Source organism: Pseudomonas asturiensis, assembly GCF_900143095.1.
Taxonomy (GTDB): Bacteria; Pseudomonadota; Gammaproteobacteria; order Pseudomonadales; family Pseudomonadaceae; genus Aquipseudomonas; species Aquipseudomonas asturiensis.
This window is the reverse complement of sequence record NZ_FRDA01000008.1, coordinates 1-16152: the sequence shown is the minus strand read 5'-3', so window position 1 is coordinate 16152 and position 16152 is coordinate 1. Positions and strand designations below refer to the sequence as shown.

The 16152-nt window shown below is 59.7% G+C and carries 18 protein-coding genes and 2 pseudogenes; 13 read left to right on the top strand and 7 right to left on the bottom strand.

The genetic code is table 11. The annotated features are described in order from the left end of the window. Positions 1-13 precede the first annotated feature (13 nt). Together BUB69_RS15305 and BUB69_RS15300 are read right to left on the bottom strand one after the other, a co-directional pair. On the bottom strand, positions 14-1180 hold the full coding sequence (locus tag BUB69_RS15305) for an MFS transporter (protein ID WP_073168193.1): 1167 nt from the start codon (positions 1178-1180) through the stop codon (positions 14-16). Between the two features lie 28 nt (positions 1181-1208). Beyond that, on the bottom strand, positions 1209-1523 hold the full coding sequence (locus BUB69_RS15300) for an ArsR/SmtB family transcription factor (protein ID WP_073168191.1): 315 nt from the start codon (positions 1521-1523) through the stop codon (positions 1209-1211). Between the two features lie 164 nt (positions 1524-1687). Between BUB69_RS15300 and BUB69_RS15295 the strand changes: the two genes are divergently transcribed. After that, positions 1688-2314 carry an acyl carrier protein phosphodiesterase gene (locus BUB69_RS15295; RefSeq protein WP_073168189.1) on the top strand — a complete coding sequence of 209 codons (627 nt, stop codon included), beginning with the start codon at positions 1688-1690 and terminating at the stop codon, positions 2312-2314. Here the strand turns inward: BUB69_RS15295 and BUB69_RS15290 are convergent. Continuing rightward, positions 2245-3033, bottom strand: a complete 789-nt coding sequence (locus BUB69_RS15290; RefSeq protein WP_073168187.1) for a lysophospholipid acyltransferase family protein — start codon at positions 3031-3033, stop codon at positions 2245-2247. The two genes, BUB69_RS15295 and BUB69_RS15290, sit on opposite strands and share 70 nt — an antisense overlap. Next, on the bottom strand, positions 3033-3788 hold the full coding sequence (gene olsB, locus BUB69_RS15285) for an L-ornithine N(alpha)-acyltransferase (protein ID WP_073168185.1): 756 nt from the start codon (positions 3786-3788) through the stop codon (positions 3033-3035). Before olsB ends, BUB69_RS15290 begins: the two co-directional genes overlap by 1 nt. 433 nt (positions 3789-4221) lie before the next feature. On the opposite strand from olsB, the gene BUB69_RS15280 reads away from it, so the two are divergent. The 4 genes from BUB69_RS15280 to BUB69_RS15265 all read left to right on the top strand — a co-directional run bounded on the left by BUB69_RS15280 (position 4222) and on the right by BUB69_RS15265 (position 7485). After that, positions 4222-5328 (top strand): serine hydrolase domain-containing protein, encoded by a 1107-nt coding sequence (locus BUB69_RS15280; RefSeq protein ID WP_073168183.1) that lies wholly within the window; start codon positions 4222-4224, stop codon positions 5326-5328. Continuing rightward, on the top strand, positions 5325-5663 hold the full coding sequence (locus BUB69_RS15275; protein ID WP_073168182.1) for an amidase: 339 nt from the start codon (positions 5325-5327) through the stop codon (positions 5661-5663). Before BUB69_RS15280 ends, BUB69_RS15275 begins: the two co-directional genes overlap by 4 nt. 81 nt (positions 5664-5744) lie before the next feature. Then, entirely contained in the window at positions 5745-6326 is a 582-nt protein-coding gene (locus BUB69_RS15270) for a YceI family protein (RefSeq protein WP_024684903.1), read from the top strand. Position 6327: 1 nt separating this feature from the next. Then, positions 6328-7485: a phospholipase D-like domain-containing protein gene (locus tag BUB69_RS15265; RefSeq protein WP_073168181.1), complete on the top strand. Its 1158-nt coding sequence runs from the start codon at positions 6328-6330 to the stop codon at positions 7483-7485. Positions 7486-7525: 40 nt separating this feature from the next. Here the strand turns inward: BUB69_RS15265 and BUB69_RS15260 are convergent, their stop codons facing one another. Then, positions 7526-7759, bottom strand: coding sequence for a DUF6124 family protein (locus BUB69_RS15260; protein ID WP_073168178.1), 234 nt, complete (start codon positions 7757-7759; stop codon positions 7526-7528). Positions 7760-8260: 501 nt separating this feature from the next. Here BUB69_RS15260 and BUB69_RS15255 point away from each other — a divergent pair. The 6 genes and pseudogenes from BUB69_RS15255 (at position 8261) to BUB69_RS15235 (ending at position 13857) form a co-directional block, all read left to right on the top strand. After that, positions 8261-8821, top strand: a complete 561-nt coding sequence (locus tag BUB69_RS15255; RefSeq protein WP_073168176.1) for a hypothetical protein — start codon at positions 8261-8263, stop codon at positions 8819-8821. 653 nt (positions 8822-9474) lie between these two features. Next, positions 9475-10659, top strand: a pseudogene (locus BUB69_RS15250) (serine hydrolase domain-containing protein); the annotation flags it as partial. Next, complete coding sequence (locus tag BUB69_RS29640; protein WP_425439376.1) at positions 10608-10754, top strand: DUF2845 domain-containing protein; 147 nt, start codon at positions 10608-10610, stop codon at positions 10752-10754. The pseudogene BUB69_RS15250 and the gene BUB69_RS29640, both read left to right, overlap by 52 nt. A 99-nt stretch (positions 10755-10853) precedes the next feature. Then, entirely contained in the window at positions 10854-12191 is a 1338-nt protein-coding gene (locus tag BUB69_RS15245; protein ID WP_073168172.1) for an alginate export family protein, read from the top strand. A gap of 40 nt (positions 12192-12231) precedes the next feature. After that, on the top strand, positions 12232-13335 hold the full coding sequence (locus BUB69_RS15240) for a polyamine ABC transporter substrate-binding protein (RefSeq protein WP_073168170.1): 1104 nt from the start codon (positions 12232-12234) through the stop codon (positions 13333-13335). A gap of 42 nt (positions 13336-13377) precedes the next feature. Beyond that, positions 13378-13857 carry a DUF3237 domain-containing protein gene (locus BUB69_RS15235; protein ID WP_073168168.1) on the top strand — a complete coding sequence of 160 codons (480 nt, stop codon included), beginning with the start codon at positions 13378-13380 and terminating at the stop codon, positions 13855-13857. An 18-nt stretch (positions 13858-13875) separates the two neighbouring features. Here BUB69_RS15235 and BUB69_RS15230 read toward each other — a convergent pair whose 3' ends face one another. Then, positions 13876-14487 carry a TetR/AcrR family transcriptional regulator gene (locus BUB69_RS15230; RefSeq protein WP_024684896.1) on the bottom strand — a complete coding sequence of 204 codons (612 nt, stop codon included), beginning with the start codon at positions 14485-14487 and terminating at the stop codon, positions 13876-13878. A gap of 159 nt (positions 14488-14646) precedes the next feature. Between BUB69_RS15230 and BUB69_RS29015 the strand changes: the two are divergent. Together BUB69_RS29015 and BUB69_RS15225 are read left to right on the top strand one after the other, a co-directional pair. Continuing rightward, positions 14647-14727, top strand: a pseudogene (locus BUB69_RS29015) (cupin); the annotation flags it as partial. 323 nt (positions 14728-15050) lie between these two features. Next, a complete protein-coding gene (locus BUB69_RS15225) occupies positions 15051-15992 on the top strand; it encodes a cupin domain-containing protein (protein WP_073168568.1) in 942 nt (313 codons plus the stop codon). On the opposite strand, the gene BUB69_RS29010 is transcribed toward BUB69_RS15225, so the two are convergent. Continuing rightward, the coding region (locus BUB69_RS29010) for a hypothetical protein (protein WP_217654465.1) at positions 15969-16152 on the bottom strand (184 nt) is incomplete at its 5' end. The genes BUB69_RS15225 and BUB69_RS29010 overlap by 24 nt on opposite strands.

The following is a 16152-nucleotide window of genomic DNA, read 5'->3' as shown; positions in this document are numbered from 1 at the left end:
TCCTCTCTATAGATCAATGAGTTGCCGGAGCCAGATCGGGATCGCCGGTCTGACGGAAAGTAATCAGGGTGATGAGCAGGGCGAGCACTGCCAGAGCCGCTGCGGCCAGCGGCACGCGAGTCAGGCCCAGACCGTGGGCGATGACGCTGCCGCCGACCCAGGCACCGAGTGCGTTGCCGACGTTGAATGCGCCGATGTTCAGGGTCGATACCAGGTTGGGTGCGGCCTTGCCGAAGGTCACGACATTGATCTGCAATGCAGGCACGGCGGCAAAGGCGGCGACGGCCCAGAGGAAGAGGGTGATCTCGGTCGGGATCAGCGCCGTACTGGTCCAGCTCAGTGCCGTTGAGATCACCGCCATCGAGATGAACACACCTATCAGCGTTGAGGACACCTTGCGGTCGGCCATCTTGCCGCCGATCACGTTGCCGACTGTCAGGCCCAGACCGATCAGCAGCAGTGTCCAGGTCACGCCTTGAGGCGAGACGCCGGTCACGTCACCCAGCAGCGGTGCCACGTAGGTGAACAGCGTGAACATCGACGCCGAAAACAGCGCAGTCATGGTCAGCGACAGCCAGATGCCAGCGCCCTTGAGCGCAGCCAGTTCGGCGCGCATGTCGAGTTTCTCTTCATCGCGTCTGGTCGGCAGAAAACGGATCAGGCCGATCAGGGCAATCACGCCAATCACAGTCACTGCCCAGAAGGTCGAGCGCCAGCCTGCGTACTGACCCAGCGCGGTGCCCAGTGGCACGCCCAGCACATTGGCCAGGGTCAGACCGGTGAACATCAAGGCCACGGCCGACGCGCGGCGGTTGGCAGGCACCAGACCTGCCGCGACCACCGAGCCAATGCCGAAGAATGCGCCGTGACACAGCGCCGTCACGACCCGCGCAAACATCAGCACGTCATAGTCGCTGGCCAGCGCGCAGAGCAGATTGCCGACGATGAAGATGCCCATCAGCGTGACCAGTGCGGCCTTGCGCGGCAGTTTTGCCGTGGCCATCGCCATGAACGGCGCACCGATGGCCACGCCCAGTGCGTAGCCGGTCACCAGCCAGCCGGCACCGGGAATGGACACCCCCAGATCGGCCGCCACGTCGGGTAGCAGGCCCATGATGACAAATTCGGTGGTGCCAATGGCGAAGGCGCTCAGGGCCAGAATGAGGAGTGAAAGAGGCACGGGGCGTCTCCTTGGAAAAGTGGAAAGATCAGGCTGGGTTGTTCAGCTCTTGCACCAACGCCTGCACAAACGCCTGAATGGTCTCTTCATTGCGCCTGAAGAAATGCCACTGGCCGACCTTCTTGCTGCTGATCAGGCCTGCGCGTTGCAAGGTGGCCAGATGCGCAGAAACCGTGGACTGAGAGAGCCCGGCGCGCTGGTCGATCTGCCCGGCGCAGACGCCGTGCTCGATCGAGTGTTCCTGGGCGGGAAACGAGGCGCGCGGGTCCTTGAGCCAGGTCAGAATGTCTCGGCGGACCGGGTGGGCCAGTGCTTTTATGATGTCGTCGAGGTCGATAGGCATGTCGTTCTCACAGGCGGTGTAGCGATATATCGCGATAGGGCGAACCTTATATCTGTATTTCGCGATATACAAATATGATTTTGGACTGAGCTCAGCCTGAATCGGGATATCGGGTTATATCGATATATGGACCTGACCCCGGAAAGCGGCGTACGCTTGGGCTCATGAACTATCTGGCACATCTTCATCTAGGCGGCCATCGGCCCGCTCAATTGCTCGGCAGCCTCTACGGCGACTTCGTCAAAGGCCCGCTGCCGGGGCGTTTTCCTGCGGAGCTGGAGGCGGCCATCCGTTTGCATCGCAGCATCGACGCGTTCACTGACAACCACCCGCTGATCAAGGCGTCCATCGCCCGGTTTCCGGCGCAACGCAGGCGCTACGCCGGCATCATGCTCGACGTGTTTTTCGATCACTGCCTGGCGCGTGACTGGCATCGCTACGCCGATCTGCCGCTGGAGGTCTTCACCGGGAAGGTCTACGGCGTATTGGCCGCCGAACCGCAGCTGCCGGAACGCCTGGCGCTGATTGCCCCACGTATGGCAGCGCAGGACTGGCTGGGTTCGTATCGAGAGTTCGAGGTGCTGGAGCAGGTGCTGGGCGGGATAGCCCGGCGCCTTTCAAGACCCGAAGGGCTGGCAGGCGGCATGCAGGAATTGCAGACGCTGTACCAACCCCTCAGTGCAGACTTCGCTGAGTTCTATCCGCAGTTGCAGGACTTCGCTCAGGCTGCCCTGGCAGGGCGCGAGACCACTTCGCCGGGCTGCGCGCTTTCGCCGAACAAAGCGACCTGAACGGCCTGCTGCGCCTTGAACGCCAGCGCGGCGCGCTCCTGATTGGCGGTCTGGATAGGGGTGAGCAAGTGGATATGCACATCGCTCTGTTCATTGGCGAACAGACGACGCAAGTGTGACAGCAGGTCATCGTCACCAATGAACGGCGCAATCGGATCAGGCTTGCCGTCGCGGGTGTAGGCAATCGCGACCGGCTGAATCGCTACGCCTGCTTCGATGGCGCTGGACAGCAGGCGACCATGGAACGTGCGCAGGCTCTTGCCGTCGGTGGTGGTGCCTTCCGGAAAGATCAGCAGAGCGTTGCCCTGTTGCAGATGGTTGCTCATCTGTTTCTGGATCAAACGGCTATCGCCCGAACCACGACGGATGAACAGGGTGCCGGCTTTCAGGGCCAGCCAGCCTGCGACCGGCCAGGTGCGTACTTCGGCCTTGGACAGAAACGACAGCGGCGCAAGCATGCCCAGCAGTGCGATGTCAGTCCAGGACACGTGATTGCTGACCCATAGCATCGGCTGGCGCGGCAGCTCGCCGGTGATGGTCACGCGAAACGGCAGCGCGCTGCTCAGGCGCGCCATGAACCAGCGACTCCAGCGCTGACGGCGCTCCGAACCGCCGACTTTAAGGCGTTCAAGCACCGCAAAGGCACCCGCAATCGTCAGCCCGAGCGCCACTACCAGCAGCACCCTGACCACCCGGGCATAGCCGCGGACCCGGCTCATCACACCGCCGCCTTGAAGTGGCGTGCATAGCGCGGGCACAGATCGTCGCGCTTGAGCAGGATAAACACATCGGCCACCTGGAAATCCTCATCCCAGCACGGCTCGCCGCAGATCTTCGCGCCCAGACGCATGTAAGCCTTGAGCAGCGGCGGCATTTCGCAGATGACGTTGCCTGGAATGTCGAGGGCAGGCAGCGGGTTTTTCGGTTCTGCGCGCAGGTGCTCGTTGCACAGGTAGCGTTCGCGCAGACGCTGCATGATCGCGTGGGCCTGAATGCCGCCATCCTGCATCGGGATACTCGCGCACCCCATCAGGTAGCTGTAACCGCCTTCGTTCAGGACTTCAGCCAGTTCGCTCCACAACACCGCGATGGTGCCGCCGTTGCGGTAGGCCGGATCGACGCAGGTACGGCCCAGTTCCAGAATCGGACCCTGCAAATGCACCAGGCCGTGCAGGCTGAATTCTTCTTCGCTGTAGAAACGCCCCAGCGTGCTGGCGGCCTTGTGATCCAGCAACCGGATGGTGGCGACCAGTCGCCCGGTGTTCAGGTCACGCACGCCGATGTGCGAGCAATGCACGTCGTAGTCGTCAATATCCAGACCTTGTTCTGCCCCGTTGAGACGGGCGTTGAACTCCTCGCTGAACACACTGAAACGCAAGGCCTGTGCTTCCTGCAGAGCCCGTGTTCCTATCAGGCGCTCGGCCTGAAGACGGCGTTCAGATGTGTTTTCACGAATGCGTGCGATCTGGGTCATACGAATCTCCATGAGCCAGCCTTGCATAAATGGCCGGTCGACTGATTAGTCCAAGCGCTTTGCTGTAGTTGCAGGCTAGGGAGATGGCGTGTCATGCCCATGAAGCTTTGGTGATGGTTGTGTGACGGCCACAGACGTGTCGATGGAATACACATTCCGCGTACCACAGAGCCCACTGAAGCAACGTGATCAGTGTGGGAGATTTCGCTTCGCTGCTTCTTTGGGGCTGTGCTGTCTCGCAGCCAGCACGGGATTGTGGGAGGCGGCTTGCCGGCGATGAAGTCGACGCGGTGTATCAGGAGATCCGTGTCATCGTTCATCGTCGGAGTGCCGCCCAGACCGGTTGCCCTTCCACAGTTCCCCGATCACGATTGTGCGGACCACTGTCACAATCGGCTGCTACTGTGGCCGGATAATTTTGCGAGGACTCGTCATGCTGTCTCGGTTGGCTCGCCTGTGTCTGTGGGTTGTTCTGGCTGCGAACACTTTGAATGCACAGGCCGAAATCTGGCCCGGCGAGCAATGGTCTTCACGTCCATCCCCCCGCACCGCCGCGCTCGATGCGCTGGAAACCTACGCCTTCCCGCCCCGCGACGAGGCCACGCGTGAAGGCATCCGCACCGATGCGCTGCTGGTGATTCATGACGGCGAGATCGTCTATGAACGCTACACCGGCGTGACCAATGCGCAGACGCCTCACCTGACGTGGTCGATCAGCAAAAGCATCATGGCGACGGTGCTGGGCGTGGCGTTCGGTGAAGGGCGCTTTCAACTGAACGATCCGGTGGCAATGTTCTACCCGCCGTTCAAGAACCATCCAGAGATCACCGTTCAAGACCTGATGCACTGGGCGTCCGGTCTGGACTGGCAGGAAGATTACGAATACGCGCCCCTCAACTCATCGGTGGTCGCGATGCTTTACACCCGAGGCCGTAACGACATGGCGCGCTTCACTGCCAGCCACAAGGCGGCCGCTCTTCCTGGCACGCGCTACCTGTATTCCAGCGGCGACAGCAATGTGCTGGCCGCCGCCTTGAAAAGCATGGTCGGGGTTCAGGCTTATCCAGGTTATCCCTGGACTGCGCTGTTCGATCCGCTCGGCATTCGCAGCGCCATCTGGGAAAAAGATGCCAGCGGCACGTTCGTGGGATCCTCCTACGCCTACATGACCGCCCGGGATCTGGCACGTGTCGGCCTGCTCATGCAGCGGGGCGGGCAGTGGCAGGACAAACCGCTCCTCAACAAGGCATGGATGGACTTCGTACTCACGCCCTTCAAGGGTGAGCACGTGCAGGCCAACGTCGAAGTGCCCGGCGGTCAATGGTGGCTCAACCGCACGGCTGACGGTCATGTCGGGCCCTGGCCGGATGCGCCGCCTGACACCTTTGCGGCGTTGGGTCATTGGGGGCAGGCGCTGTACGTGATCCCCAGCCAGAAACTGGTCATCGTGCGCTACGCCGATGATCGCGACGGTCGTTATGACCACGACCAGATGCTCAAACGTATCCAGGCAGCGTTTGGCAAGGAGAACGGGCAATGAGCAGGCGTCGAGCGTTCATTCTGCGTCGTCCCTTCATCAGTCTGCTGTTGCTGATGCTTGCGGCCTTCGTCGTACTTATTTTCCAGTACCGTGTTGCCCTGCAGGCGTTTCCCACCATCATCAGTGCCTACACCGCCAAGGAATACTGCTCATGCCGTTATGTGGTGAACAACCCCGAGGACTACTGCCGGGCCTACGTCAAACAGTACGTGCCCAGCACATTGATCGACCAGCCTGAATTGAAAAGGGTGACGGCCAGCGGTCTTGGACGCACCAGCAGCGCCGTGTGGCAAGGCCCGCGCGAGGGGTGTCGCCTGCTGCCCGAAACACCATGACAACCGATAGACGAACGTAGCGGTTTGCCAGCGGTCTGACAGGCGGATAAGGTGCTCCTCAATTGCCCGCCCGGAGTCTGCATGCTCAACACTATTCGCTGGCTGCTGGCCATTTTGGCCGCTGCGGCGCTTCCTGCCCACGCAAGCTGGTATCTGGATAACGAGTCATCACGCCTGTCGTTCACCTCCACCAAAAACGCCGATGTCGCTGAAGTGCATCGCTTTCTGGTGCTGCACGGCAAGGTCGACGGTAAAGGGTTGGCCGAAGTGGAAGTCGAACTGGAGTCGGTCAGTACCGGCATTGCCCAGCGCGACGAGCGTCTGCGTGATCAGGTGTTTCAGATTCGCAGCTTTCCCGCTGCCCGGATCAACGCCCAGCTCGACATGCGCCCCATCAATGCGCTGGCCCCCGGCGCACAGCTGGAACTGCGCCTGCCGCTGACGGTGAGCCTGCGCGGCAAGACTCACACTTATAACGCCGAACTGCTGGCAACGCGTCTGGATGACCGACGCTTTCAGGTGGTCACGCTCGAACCTCTGGTGGTGCACGCTCAGGACTTCGATCTGGTGCCAGACTTCAACGCATTACGCGGTAACGCAGGTCTTTCGGCGATCAGCCTGTCGGTCCCTGTCGGGGCTGTCCTGATCTTCACGGCGCGCTGACATGAACGGTGCGATTTTTCCGTGGCGTGAGAACAATCAGTTTCGCTTGCTCATCGACGGCCCTGCCTTCTTCCCGCGCATGATCGCGGCCATCGACCGTGCCGAACGGCAGGTCGATCTGGAACTGTACCTGGTGGAAGCCGGCGCCTGTGCCGAGGCCGTGGTTCGTGCGCTGGTGGACGCCGCCCGACGCGGCGTGATCGTGCGTTGTCTGTTCGATGATTTTGGTTCGCAAGCCTTCGACGCAGGCTTGCGCAAACAGCTCGCCGATGCCGGCGTGATCCTGCGCCTATACAACCCGATCCATTGGCGGCGCGGCTTGCGCAATCTCTACCGCGACCATCGCAAGATACTGGTCGTGGACAAGGCATTGGCCGTGATCGGCGGCACCGGTGTGACCGATGAATTCTGGGAGCCGGACAAGGACGTCAGCCAGTGGCACGAAGTCATGGTGGAAATCACCGGGCCGCTGGTGATCGACTGGCAGGCGCTGTTCGACCGACAGTTTCACGTCAACCCGCACCGCACCGCCTGGCGCCCGAAAGAGCACTTTGGCCTGACGCACCTGCCCAGTGTGCCAACCTCTGGAGAAGGGCTGGGCCGCGTGGCTTACGCCGATTCACGCCAGCACCGCGACATTCTGCAATCTCTGGTGCGCGCCTTGAACAGCGGCCAGACACGCATCTGGCTGGCAACGCCGTACTTCCTGCCCACCTGGAAAGTACGCCGCGCCCTGCGCAGGGCCGCGGCGCGGGGTGTCGATGTGCGCTTGTTGCTGACCGGCCCGCGCACGGATCACCCATCGGTCCGATACGCAGGCCATCGCTATTACCCGCGCTTGTTGCGCGCAGGCGTGAAGATATTCGAGTACCAACCGTGTTTCCTGCACCTGAAAATGGTGCTGATCGATGACTGGGTGAGCATCGGTTCATGCAACTTCGACCACTGGAACCTGCGCTTCAATCTGGAAGCCAACGTCGAAGCCCTCGATCCCGGTTTGACCCGCGACGTGGTTGCAAGCTTCGAAAAAGACTTCGCCCTCAGCGTCGAAACCACGCTGGCCGACTGGAAAGCCCGGCCGTTGTGGCGACGCGTCAAGCAGCGCCTCTGGGGCTGGATCGACCGATTGGTGGTCAACCTGCTGGACCAGCGCAACTGAACAGGGAAGGGGCCGGCAACGGCCCCCGCAGCTCAGCTCGCTAGACGATACTGTCGAGCGAGCGATCCACCATGGCCTTTGCCAACTCCGCCATGTGCAACACCGCAAACACCAGATCCCGACTGGTGCCTTCGGCGTTATCCCCCGACTCGTAAGCCGTGGTAATGATGCAGCGCAACAGGTCTGACGCGTAGTTGAGCGCCTGTTCCTGCGTGACGGACGGGTTGATGGTGTACAGGGCGTTCGGTGGGTCGGGGATGAGTTTTTCGCGCATTTGTTTTTATCCTCGCTTATTTAAGGAGCCGTCACCCGTCGCTACCAAACGATTAGGGTGGTGGCCGTACGCAAGTTGGTAGACCGGCAGCCAGGCGAACCGGTGCGTCCGAAGACGCCGAGCGCACGGCCACCATAAAAGCAGGCCGTAAAAAAGCGCCCCACAGAGGTGGCGCATTGCGCCGGGCTAGCTCAGGTCTACCAAACCTGATCGCTGATTTTGCAGCGACCGGGGCAGCCTAGAGACCGGAGTAGGCAGGCGCAAGGGGTTGGGATTCTCTCGGAAATTTCACTCAACGGATAGAGAGGCATCCTGCTACTGGAGGGGATAGGCGGCTAAAATCGACTGCCGGCAGAGACTTGATTCGGGTAGTGACGGGCAGTGAGCCGGCTGAAATGTCTTCGTCGGAACGAGGGTGTTAGCATGCGCGCACTCTGGTTGAGCCTGTGGATTGACTGCATCGTCGCAGTTTTCTGTAGGACCTGTACTCAAGGAAGAACAATGCATACATCGTATTTCATGCTACCCGCTGTCCTGCTGGCCGCTGCTCTGAGCACCGCGTGCTCCAACTACCACTACAAGGATTATCAGGGCGAGTGGGTGCCGGAGACGATGACGCCCTATGACCTGTCCGATAACGCCGCTGACGCCCCGGTCGTGTACTTCGCAACGACCCAGTTTCGCGGGTTAGGTGTGCCGTTCCACCGGTTTTTACTGGCCACGCACGTGGATGACCAACTGCTGCCAGGCGCTGGCCGACGCTCAATTCTCGACATCTCCGGTATGCAGGCACTGCGTTTGACGCCAGGCAAACACTCGTTGGGCTGGTGCTGGGTGTCAATGAGCGCGCTGGGTACAGGCGGCGGGAAATGTGGCTTTGGTGCCCGAGATGTCGAGTTCCGCACGGGCCAGCGTTACGTCGTGGATTTTTCCACCCGTGACGAGACCAAAGGCCCTCCGGGCCGCGAGATCTCGACCATCCACATCAAATCCGAGATTCGCAATCTGGATACGCATGAAGTTATCTATCCGACTCCGGATGTTGCGCGGGTGGGAGAGTGAGGTGCCAGACCACCCCGCACAGGTTCTTGTCCACTCGTTGAGCAACTGTGGGTTTGCAGCCTTGATCAGTGGCTTGGCCCGACAGCGAATCGATAAGGCTGCGTCTGTCTCGTGTTAACGCCCGAGCAACGAACAGCGCGGTTTTTCCAGCGCTCATCAGCCTAGATGACAGGACGTGAACGGTCGGCAGACGCAGTCATCAATGTGTCTGGTAGAGCTGGCCTGACTGAGTGGCGGGGGGAAATACTTGATTGCCCGGCTAATCGTTAGGTTCGAGCTGCTGAAATCCCACACGTGACATACATCCAGAAGTCATCCCCTGGCTCATGTTGCTCTATGCAAACGCTGTGCTCCTGACACCGAGGTACACGGTTCATCATCGTCTATTCAGAGTGCGATCCCCGTCGAATTCAGGGTGCCTGGAAATAGCATCGCTCGGGTAAAGCTTGTCTGGATTGAAGTGGATCGAGTCCAGGAACGGCGGCGAGGCCACGGCGTGGGCGTTTATCGAGGATAGCTCCTTGGCACTGGGTTGTTGTCGTATGGCTGATCTTAAATTTTCCTGATAAAAAGTTTTATTGACTAAAATAAAATATCGGATAATTATTCCTGTGCATCTGCTCTTATGCAGAGTCATCTTCAGGGTTATCCCGATGAGTCTTAAAAAACCGTCTGTACTGGCGACTCTTTACGTCGAGGCCAATGAGTCGTCCGTTGCAACCCGCGTGTCACCTGTCCTGATGCAGGGCTTCCCGGCCGAGCCGGAACACCGGGTAACGTGGCACAACTGGATGCGCGCGCCCTTCAGTCAGTGGGGGTTCCGTCATCTGGCGCGGCTGCGTCCCACGATTGATGTGGCGGCGGGTTCAAGGCCTGCCGGTCCGCTCAAGGACGCGCCTAAAGCGCTGGACCGCCTGTGTTTCGACAGCGAGTGCGGGCTGAGCATCAGTGTTATCGAGCACCTCGTCGCCAGCCAGACCGATGCCTTTTTGGTGATGCAGGGTGACACGGTGTTGTTCGAGCGCTACTTCAACGGCCAGCGCGCGGATGACCGGCACATCATGTTCTCGGTGACCAAGTCGCTGGTCGGTACTCTTGGCGAACAACTGGTTTCCAGCGGCCTGCTCAAACCCGAGCTGTCCGTCGCGTACTACGTGCCAGAGCTGGTAGGCAGTGCGTTTGGTGATGCCACGGTGCGTCAGTTGTTTGATATGGCGGTGGGCATCGACTACAGCGAGGTGTATGACGACCCTGGCTCTGAGAGCTCGCAGTACGGTTATGCCTGCGGCTTTCAACCGGCCCCTGCGCAGTACGCCCAGTTCGACTCGTTATACCAGTACTTGCCGTCTCTCAAGAAGCGCGGCAGCCACGGTGGTTTTTTCCATTACGTGACCGCAACTACCGAAGTCCTGGCATGGGTCATGGAGCGAGTCTCGGGCAAGGCGTGCAGTCAGATGCTGGAAGAGATCTGGGGACGTCTGGGGTGCGACCGCGACGGTTATTTCATGGCCGATCCCTGGGGCCGCAACGTTGCCGGGGCGGGTTTCAGTGCCACCTTGAGAGACATGGCACGCTTCGGCCGGCTGCTGGCCAATGACGGTCGCCAAGACGGAGTTGAGCTGCTGTCACCCGAGACGGTGGCCCGTATCGCCGCCGGTTCTGATCCGGCGATCTACGCGCAAAATGCCGAGTTCTCTAGCTGGACGCCGGGTGCGTCCTATCGCAGCCAGTGGTACGTGTTCAACGACCACAGCCAAGCCCTGATGGCCGGGGGGATCCATGGTCAATACCTTTTTATCGACAAGCCGTCCGGCGTGGTGATCGTCAAGCAATCGTCGCTCACCGATGCGGTCAGCCCGTTCGATACCGACAGCGTGCGCATGCTGCGCGCGATCGCCGCCCACCTGAGTCACTGATCCACGCCCAAAAATAAGAGTCTTGCGTTCTATTCACCTGGCTTGCCCAGGTGTTGGCGGCGCTCTGCGTCGCCATTGACTGCCCTGTAACAACAATAATTCCACAGGAGCTTCTTATGGTTTTTATCAGGCGTTTTCCCCGAGTGCTGTTAGCGCTCGGCTTACCCTTGACCACCCACGTCGCGCTGGCGGGTTATACCTTTGAGGACGGCAACCTCAAGGGTGAAGTCAATCTCACGGCAGGAGGGGCGACGCTGTTTACCCGTGGCGTCAACTTTGGCAGCGGCCAGGTCAATGCGCGCAACGGTAAAAACGGCGGTTCCAGTATCAACTGGCAAGAGGTCTACGTAAAACCTGGGGTCAAACTCGAGTATGCGTTGCAACCGGATTTCAGCCTGCTGGCGGGCGGTTCACTGGTGGGGGCGAGCACGTTTGGCGATGGCGATGCGGGTGGTTTCAGCCGCAGCTCCGATGGCAAGGTCGCAGCCGAAGAGCTCTATGGCGGTTTTCGCGTCGGCGAGTGGAAGTTCACAGCCGGCCGCCAGAACTACATGATCGGTACGGGGTTCATCGTCATGGACGGTAACCTCGACCAGTACAAGGATGCCGCCTACTGGCTCGGCCCGCGAACCGCCTTCAAGGATTCGGCGATCCTGGCCTGGGATCATGGCCCGCTGAAGTCTCAGGCTTTCACGTTGCGTACCGATGATGACCTGGGCGATTTTCGCATGACCGGTGTCAACCTCGATTACAACGTCGATGACCGGGTGACGCTGGGGGCGATGGCCATGAAGGTCAATGCCCTTGGCCCCAGAGGCAGCACGCTCCCGCGTCGTCGCGACGGGATGCAGGTGTACAACGTGCGGGCGCTCAACGCCAAGGTGCCCGGCGTAGAGGCGCTGACCCTGAATGCCGAGTACGCGCTGGAGCGCGGCAGCGGCGAGGGGGGCGACTACGATGCCAACGCTTGGTATGCCCAGGCCGACTATGCCTTCAGTACCTTGCCGCTGACGCCGGTCCTTGGCTACCGCTACGCCAGTTTTTCCGGCGACGACAACCTCTCCGACACCCGACAAAAAGCCTGGGACCCACTGAGCAAAGGCTTCGTCGACTGGAGCACGTGGCTGGTCGGGGATGTGGTCGGCAACTACCTGCTGTTCAACAGTAACGAAAACGTCCAGCAGTTCTCCCTCAAGACCCATCTCAACGAAACCCTGACCCTCGGCGCGATTCACTACCAGTTCTGGCTGGATGAGAAGAACTATCTGGGCACCCCCGTCAGCGACCGGCGCTTTGCTGACGAAAGCGTGGTTTTCCTCGACTGGACACCCACGCCATCGTTCTATACGTCGCTGTCCTACAACTGGGTAAAACCACTGGCCGCCGCCAAACAGGTGTTCGGCGATGACCAGATGTTCAGTGCACTGGAACTGTATTTCACCTACCGCTATTAAGTGCTGCGAGCCATCGCGGCCGCGTTGGAGTGTTTTGATCATGAACAGATTTTTGCGTAATACCTTGCTAGGTACGTTTGCCTCTTTGTTCATCAGTGGTTTTTGCCTGGCTGAAGAACGAACCGTACGAATTTACAACTGGATCGAATACCTGCCACCCGAGGTGCTCAAGAGTTTCCAGGAAGAAACCGGCATTCGCCCGATTTATGATGTGTTCGACAGTCCCGAAACCATGGAGTCCAAGTTGCTGACGGGCAACTCCGGGTATGACGTGGTGTTCCCCGGCTCCGCCAGCCTGGGGCGTTTGATCACGGCCGGTGCCGTGCAGCCGCTGGACCGCAAGCAGTTGCCGAACTGGCAGCACCTGGACCCGCAATTCATGCAATCCCTGGAAGCCGTGGGTGACACCGGTAACCGCTTCGCCGTGCCTTACCTGTGGGGCACCACGCTTATTGGCTACAACGTCGACAAGGTTCGCCAGGTGCTAGGCCCCGACGTGCAGATGAACAGCTGGGAGATCATCTTCAACGAAGAAAACCTCGCCAGGCTAGCCAGTTGCGGGGTGGGTTTTATTGACGCCGGCAGCGAGATCCTGCCCATTGCCCTGCACTACAAGGGGCTCGACCCCAATAGCCAGAAGCGCGAGGAGTATGCGCAAGCTCAGGCCGTGATGATGAAGATTCGCCCTCACATCACTTACTTCAACTCGTCGCGCTACGGCATGGACCTGGCCAACGGAGACATCTGCGTGGGCGTGGGCTGGTCCGGTGGTGTGGCACTGGCCAAGCGATTGGCGGATGCTGCTGGCAAGGGCGTCAAGGTCGAGATGGCGCTGCCCAAGGAAGGCGCGCCGATGTGGTCTGACGTAATGGCGATCCCGGCCAATGCACCCGATCTTGCGGAGGCCCATGCGTTCATCAATTACATCCTGCGCCCTGAGGTGATTGCGCGCATCAGCAACAAAATCGGCTATCCCAACCCGAACAAGGACGCCACCGCGCTGGTGGACGCGAGCATCCGCAACAACCCCAACATGTATGTGCCAGAGGAAGCGCGCAAGACCCTGTTCGCCCTGGAGCCGATCCCGGCCGCCGCGGAGCGCATTCGTACCCGCACCTGGACCGCCATCAAGAGTAACCGTTGATCAGTATGGCCCGGTGCGTGCGCGCCGGGCCTGGAGCTTGCCATGACTGAACTGATGGACATTATCCCCAACTTGCAGCGGGTGCTGACCCTTCGCGTCGTGATAGGGCCGGGAGTGATGTTGGGCGCCAGCGTTGACGGTTTGCGTTGTAACTACCCGATTGTGGGCGGGGATTTCGAGGGGGCTGGTATCAGCGGCCAGGTCCTGGCGGGCGGGGATGATTGCTTTGTTTTGCGCCCGGATGGCGTCGGTCAACTGGATGCCCGCTATAGCTTGAGGACCGACGAAGGTGAGGTGATCAACATCCGTAACCGCGGAGTTTTGACCATGACTGAGTACGGGCGACAGCTGGAGCGCGACGGTCAATGGCCGATTCCTGAGGCGGAGTACCGCTGCACGTGCACGCCGGTGTTCCAGGTGCCCAAGGGGCGGCTGGACTGGCTCAGCCGTTCAAGTTTTATCGGCCTGGTGCATTACCCGAGCGCCGACCAGGTGGTGATTCGTTGCTATCGCTTTGACTGAGGCTCGACCCAGGACACTTCAGGCCTGCATACCGTAGAACAGCAGCTCGGTGATACGCCTGACCTGGGTAGAGTGTGCGTTGATATCCGGGGGTTCCTGGTTCACCAGCCGGAAAAGTTGCAGGTGCGAGTAGTCGTTCAACAGGAACGCGGCCAATTCCACGTCGAGTTGTGGACGCAGTTTGCCGGCCCGTTGCAATTCCCGCAGCAACTCGCTGATTTCGGCCCTGAGCGCATCGTTCATGGCCCGATAGCCCTCGGGCAGTTCGTTGCTGCCGCCGAACAGGATCAGCGGCAGCAGTTCACGCCAGAGGCTGGGGTGCATGACTTCCAGTGCATACCCCGTGAGCAACCGTTCCAGGTGGCAAAGCGCTTCGACCGGGTCGTCTATTTCGTGGATCAGGCTGCGTGTGTCTGTGATTGCACGTTGATCGGCACCGTGCAGGATTTCCAGGATGATTTCCTGCTTGTTGCCGAAGTACTTGAACACCGTCGGCGGCGACACCCCGGCCTGGCTGGCGATCTGTTCGATGGTGGTGTTCTGGAAACCCTGGCGCTCAAACAGCTCGATCGCGGCCTTGCTGATGGCTTGCCGGCGTTCGGCCTTCTGACGTTCACGCAGTCCGCTCACAGGAGATCCTTGTCACGAGTAAAAAGAGGAGCGCTTGCCGCCCCGGTGCTCTTGCAAAATACTTAATTGAATAAATTTTTTAAAGCGCTAATTGCGGATGATTCCGTGTACCACTGCCGTTTGCATGAAAGGGTAATGGCACACTGCAAGCGTGAGTGCTGGACCGACCAGCCCTATAAGTGGCATGTCAGCGAGGGTGAGGACGTGTTCGCAGTCCTCGACGGGACGGTAGATATGCACTCGCCTGTGCCTCCTTTCTACGAGACCTGTTGCGGTGATTCGAATCGATGCGATCTGGCTCCCCACCGAACCGATGGACATGCGCGTCGGCGCCGAAACGGCGTTAGCCCGGGTCATTGCCATGTTAGATGCGGCGAAGCCGCAATGCGCTTACCCCAATCTTTCAAAGCCAGGATCGGGAGGGAATCAACACCCTTTTACACACAAGTGATGTGCTCGTGCGGTTCTTCATGGCGCCGTACCAGACTCGTATATTGAGTCCACCGTGGCGTGCTGGCTCCCGCAGCGTGCTGATGATGAGACCCCCAAAACGAGAGTTCATTATGAACAGTGCAATTCAACCGTATTCAAACCTGGAAGTATCTCCACACGAGATCGACGCCGAATACTTCGAATACAGCAAAGCGGCAAATCCGATCAGCGCAAACTTGATCACCCGCATCCCTTACCAGAGTTTCCCTGCTTCGCTCTATGATTCGGGCCCATCTCGAACAGTTGCTCTCGATTTGAGCGAAAAACTAGGGTGTGAAGGCCCAGCAACCGGCCCAGGTCTTTGCGCTAGTTTTATTCGACTGAACGCCGGCGACGGCGTCACATTGGCGCCGAACGCGACCTCACAGGTTCTGTATGTCATCGAGGGTAGCGGCAGCCTTGCATATGGTGAAGAGGCGTTTGAATGGACGAAAGGTTGTTTTATCGCCCTGCCAGGGATGAACAGCACACTCCTTAAGGCGTCGGCGGACGCACGATTCTACTGGGTCCATGATGAGCCTCTTCTTCGCTACTTAGGCGTGAGCAGAAGCGAAGACCGCTTTACCCCGACTCTGTACCCAGCGGATGTCGCATCGGCAAAGCTTCGTGAAGCCGCTGATGATCCACGTGCGCAGGATCGCAGCCGTATCAGCATTCTGCTGGGTAACAGTCACTTCCCTCAGACACGGACAGTGACCCATGTACTGTGGGCGATGTATGGCATCCTTCCAGCCGGCTCGATCCAAAAACCCCACCGGCACCAATCCATCGCCCTGGACTTTATCATTGACTGCCCAGCCGGGTGCTATTCGCTTGTCGGTACTGAGCTGGAAGAAAATGGCCAGATTCGCAATCCAGAACGCGTAGATTGGACACCAGGGCTGGCGTTCGTCACACCACCTGGCTATTGGCATGCCCACTTCAACGAGTCGGATCGCGAAGCATTTCTGATCCCGATTCAGGATGCAGGGCTACAGACCTATCTGCGATCACTGGATATTCGGTTCAGCTAAATGTAACCGTCCGGCCAATACACCTTCCTGACACCGTCGCTTGAGGCGATGGTGTCCACCTAAACTTAAGTGGACACCATTTTTAGCCTTTTTAAGCGGACGCCCATGCCACAAGAACGCCGTTCCTATTCCAAAACCTTCAAGGCCCAGGTCATTGCCG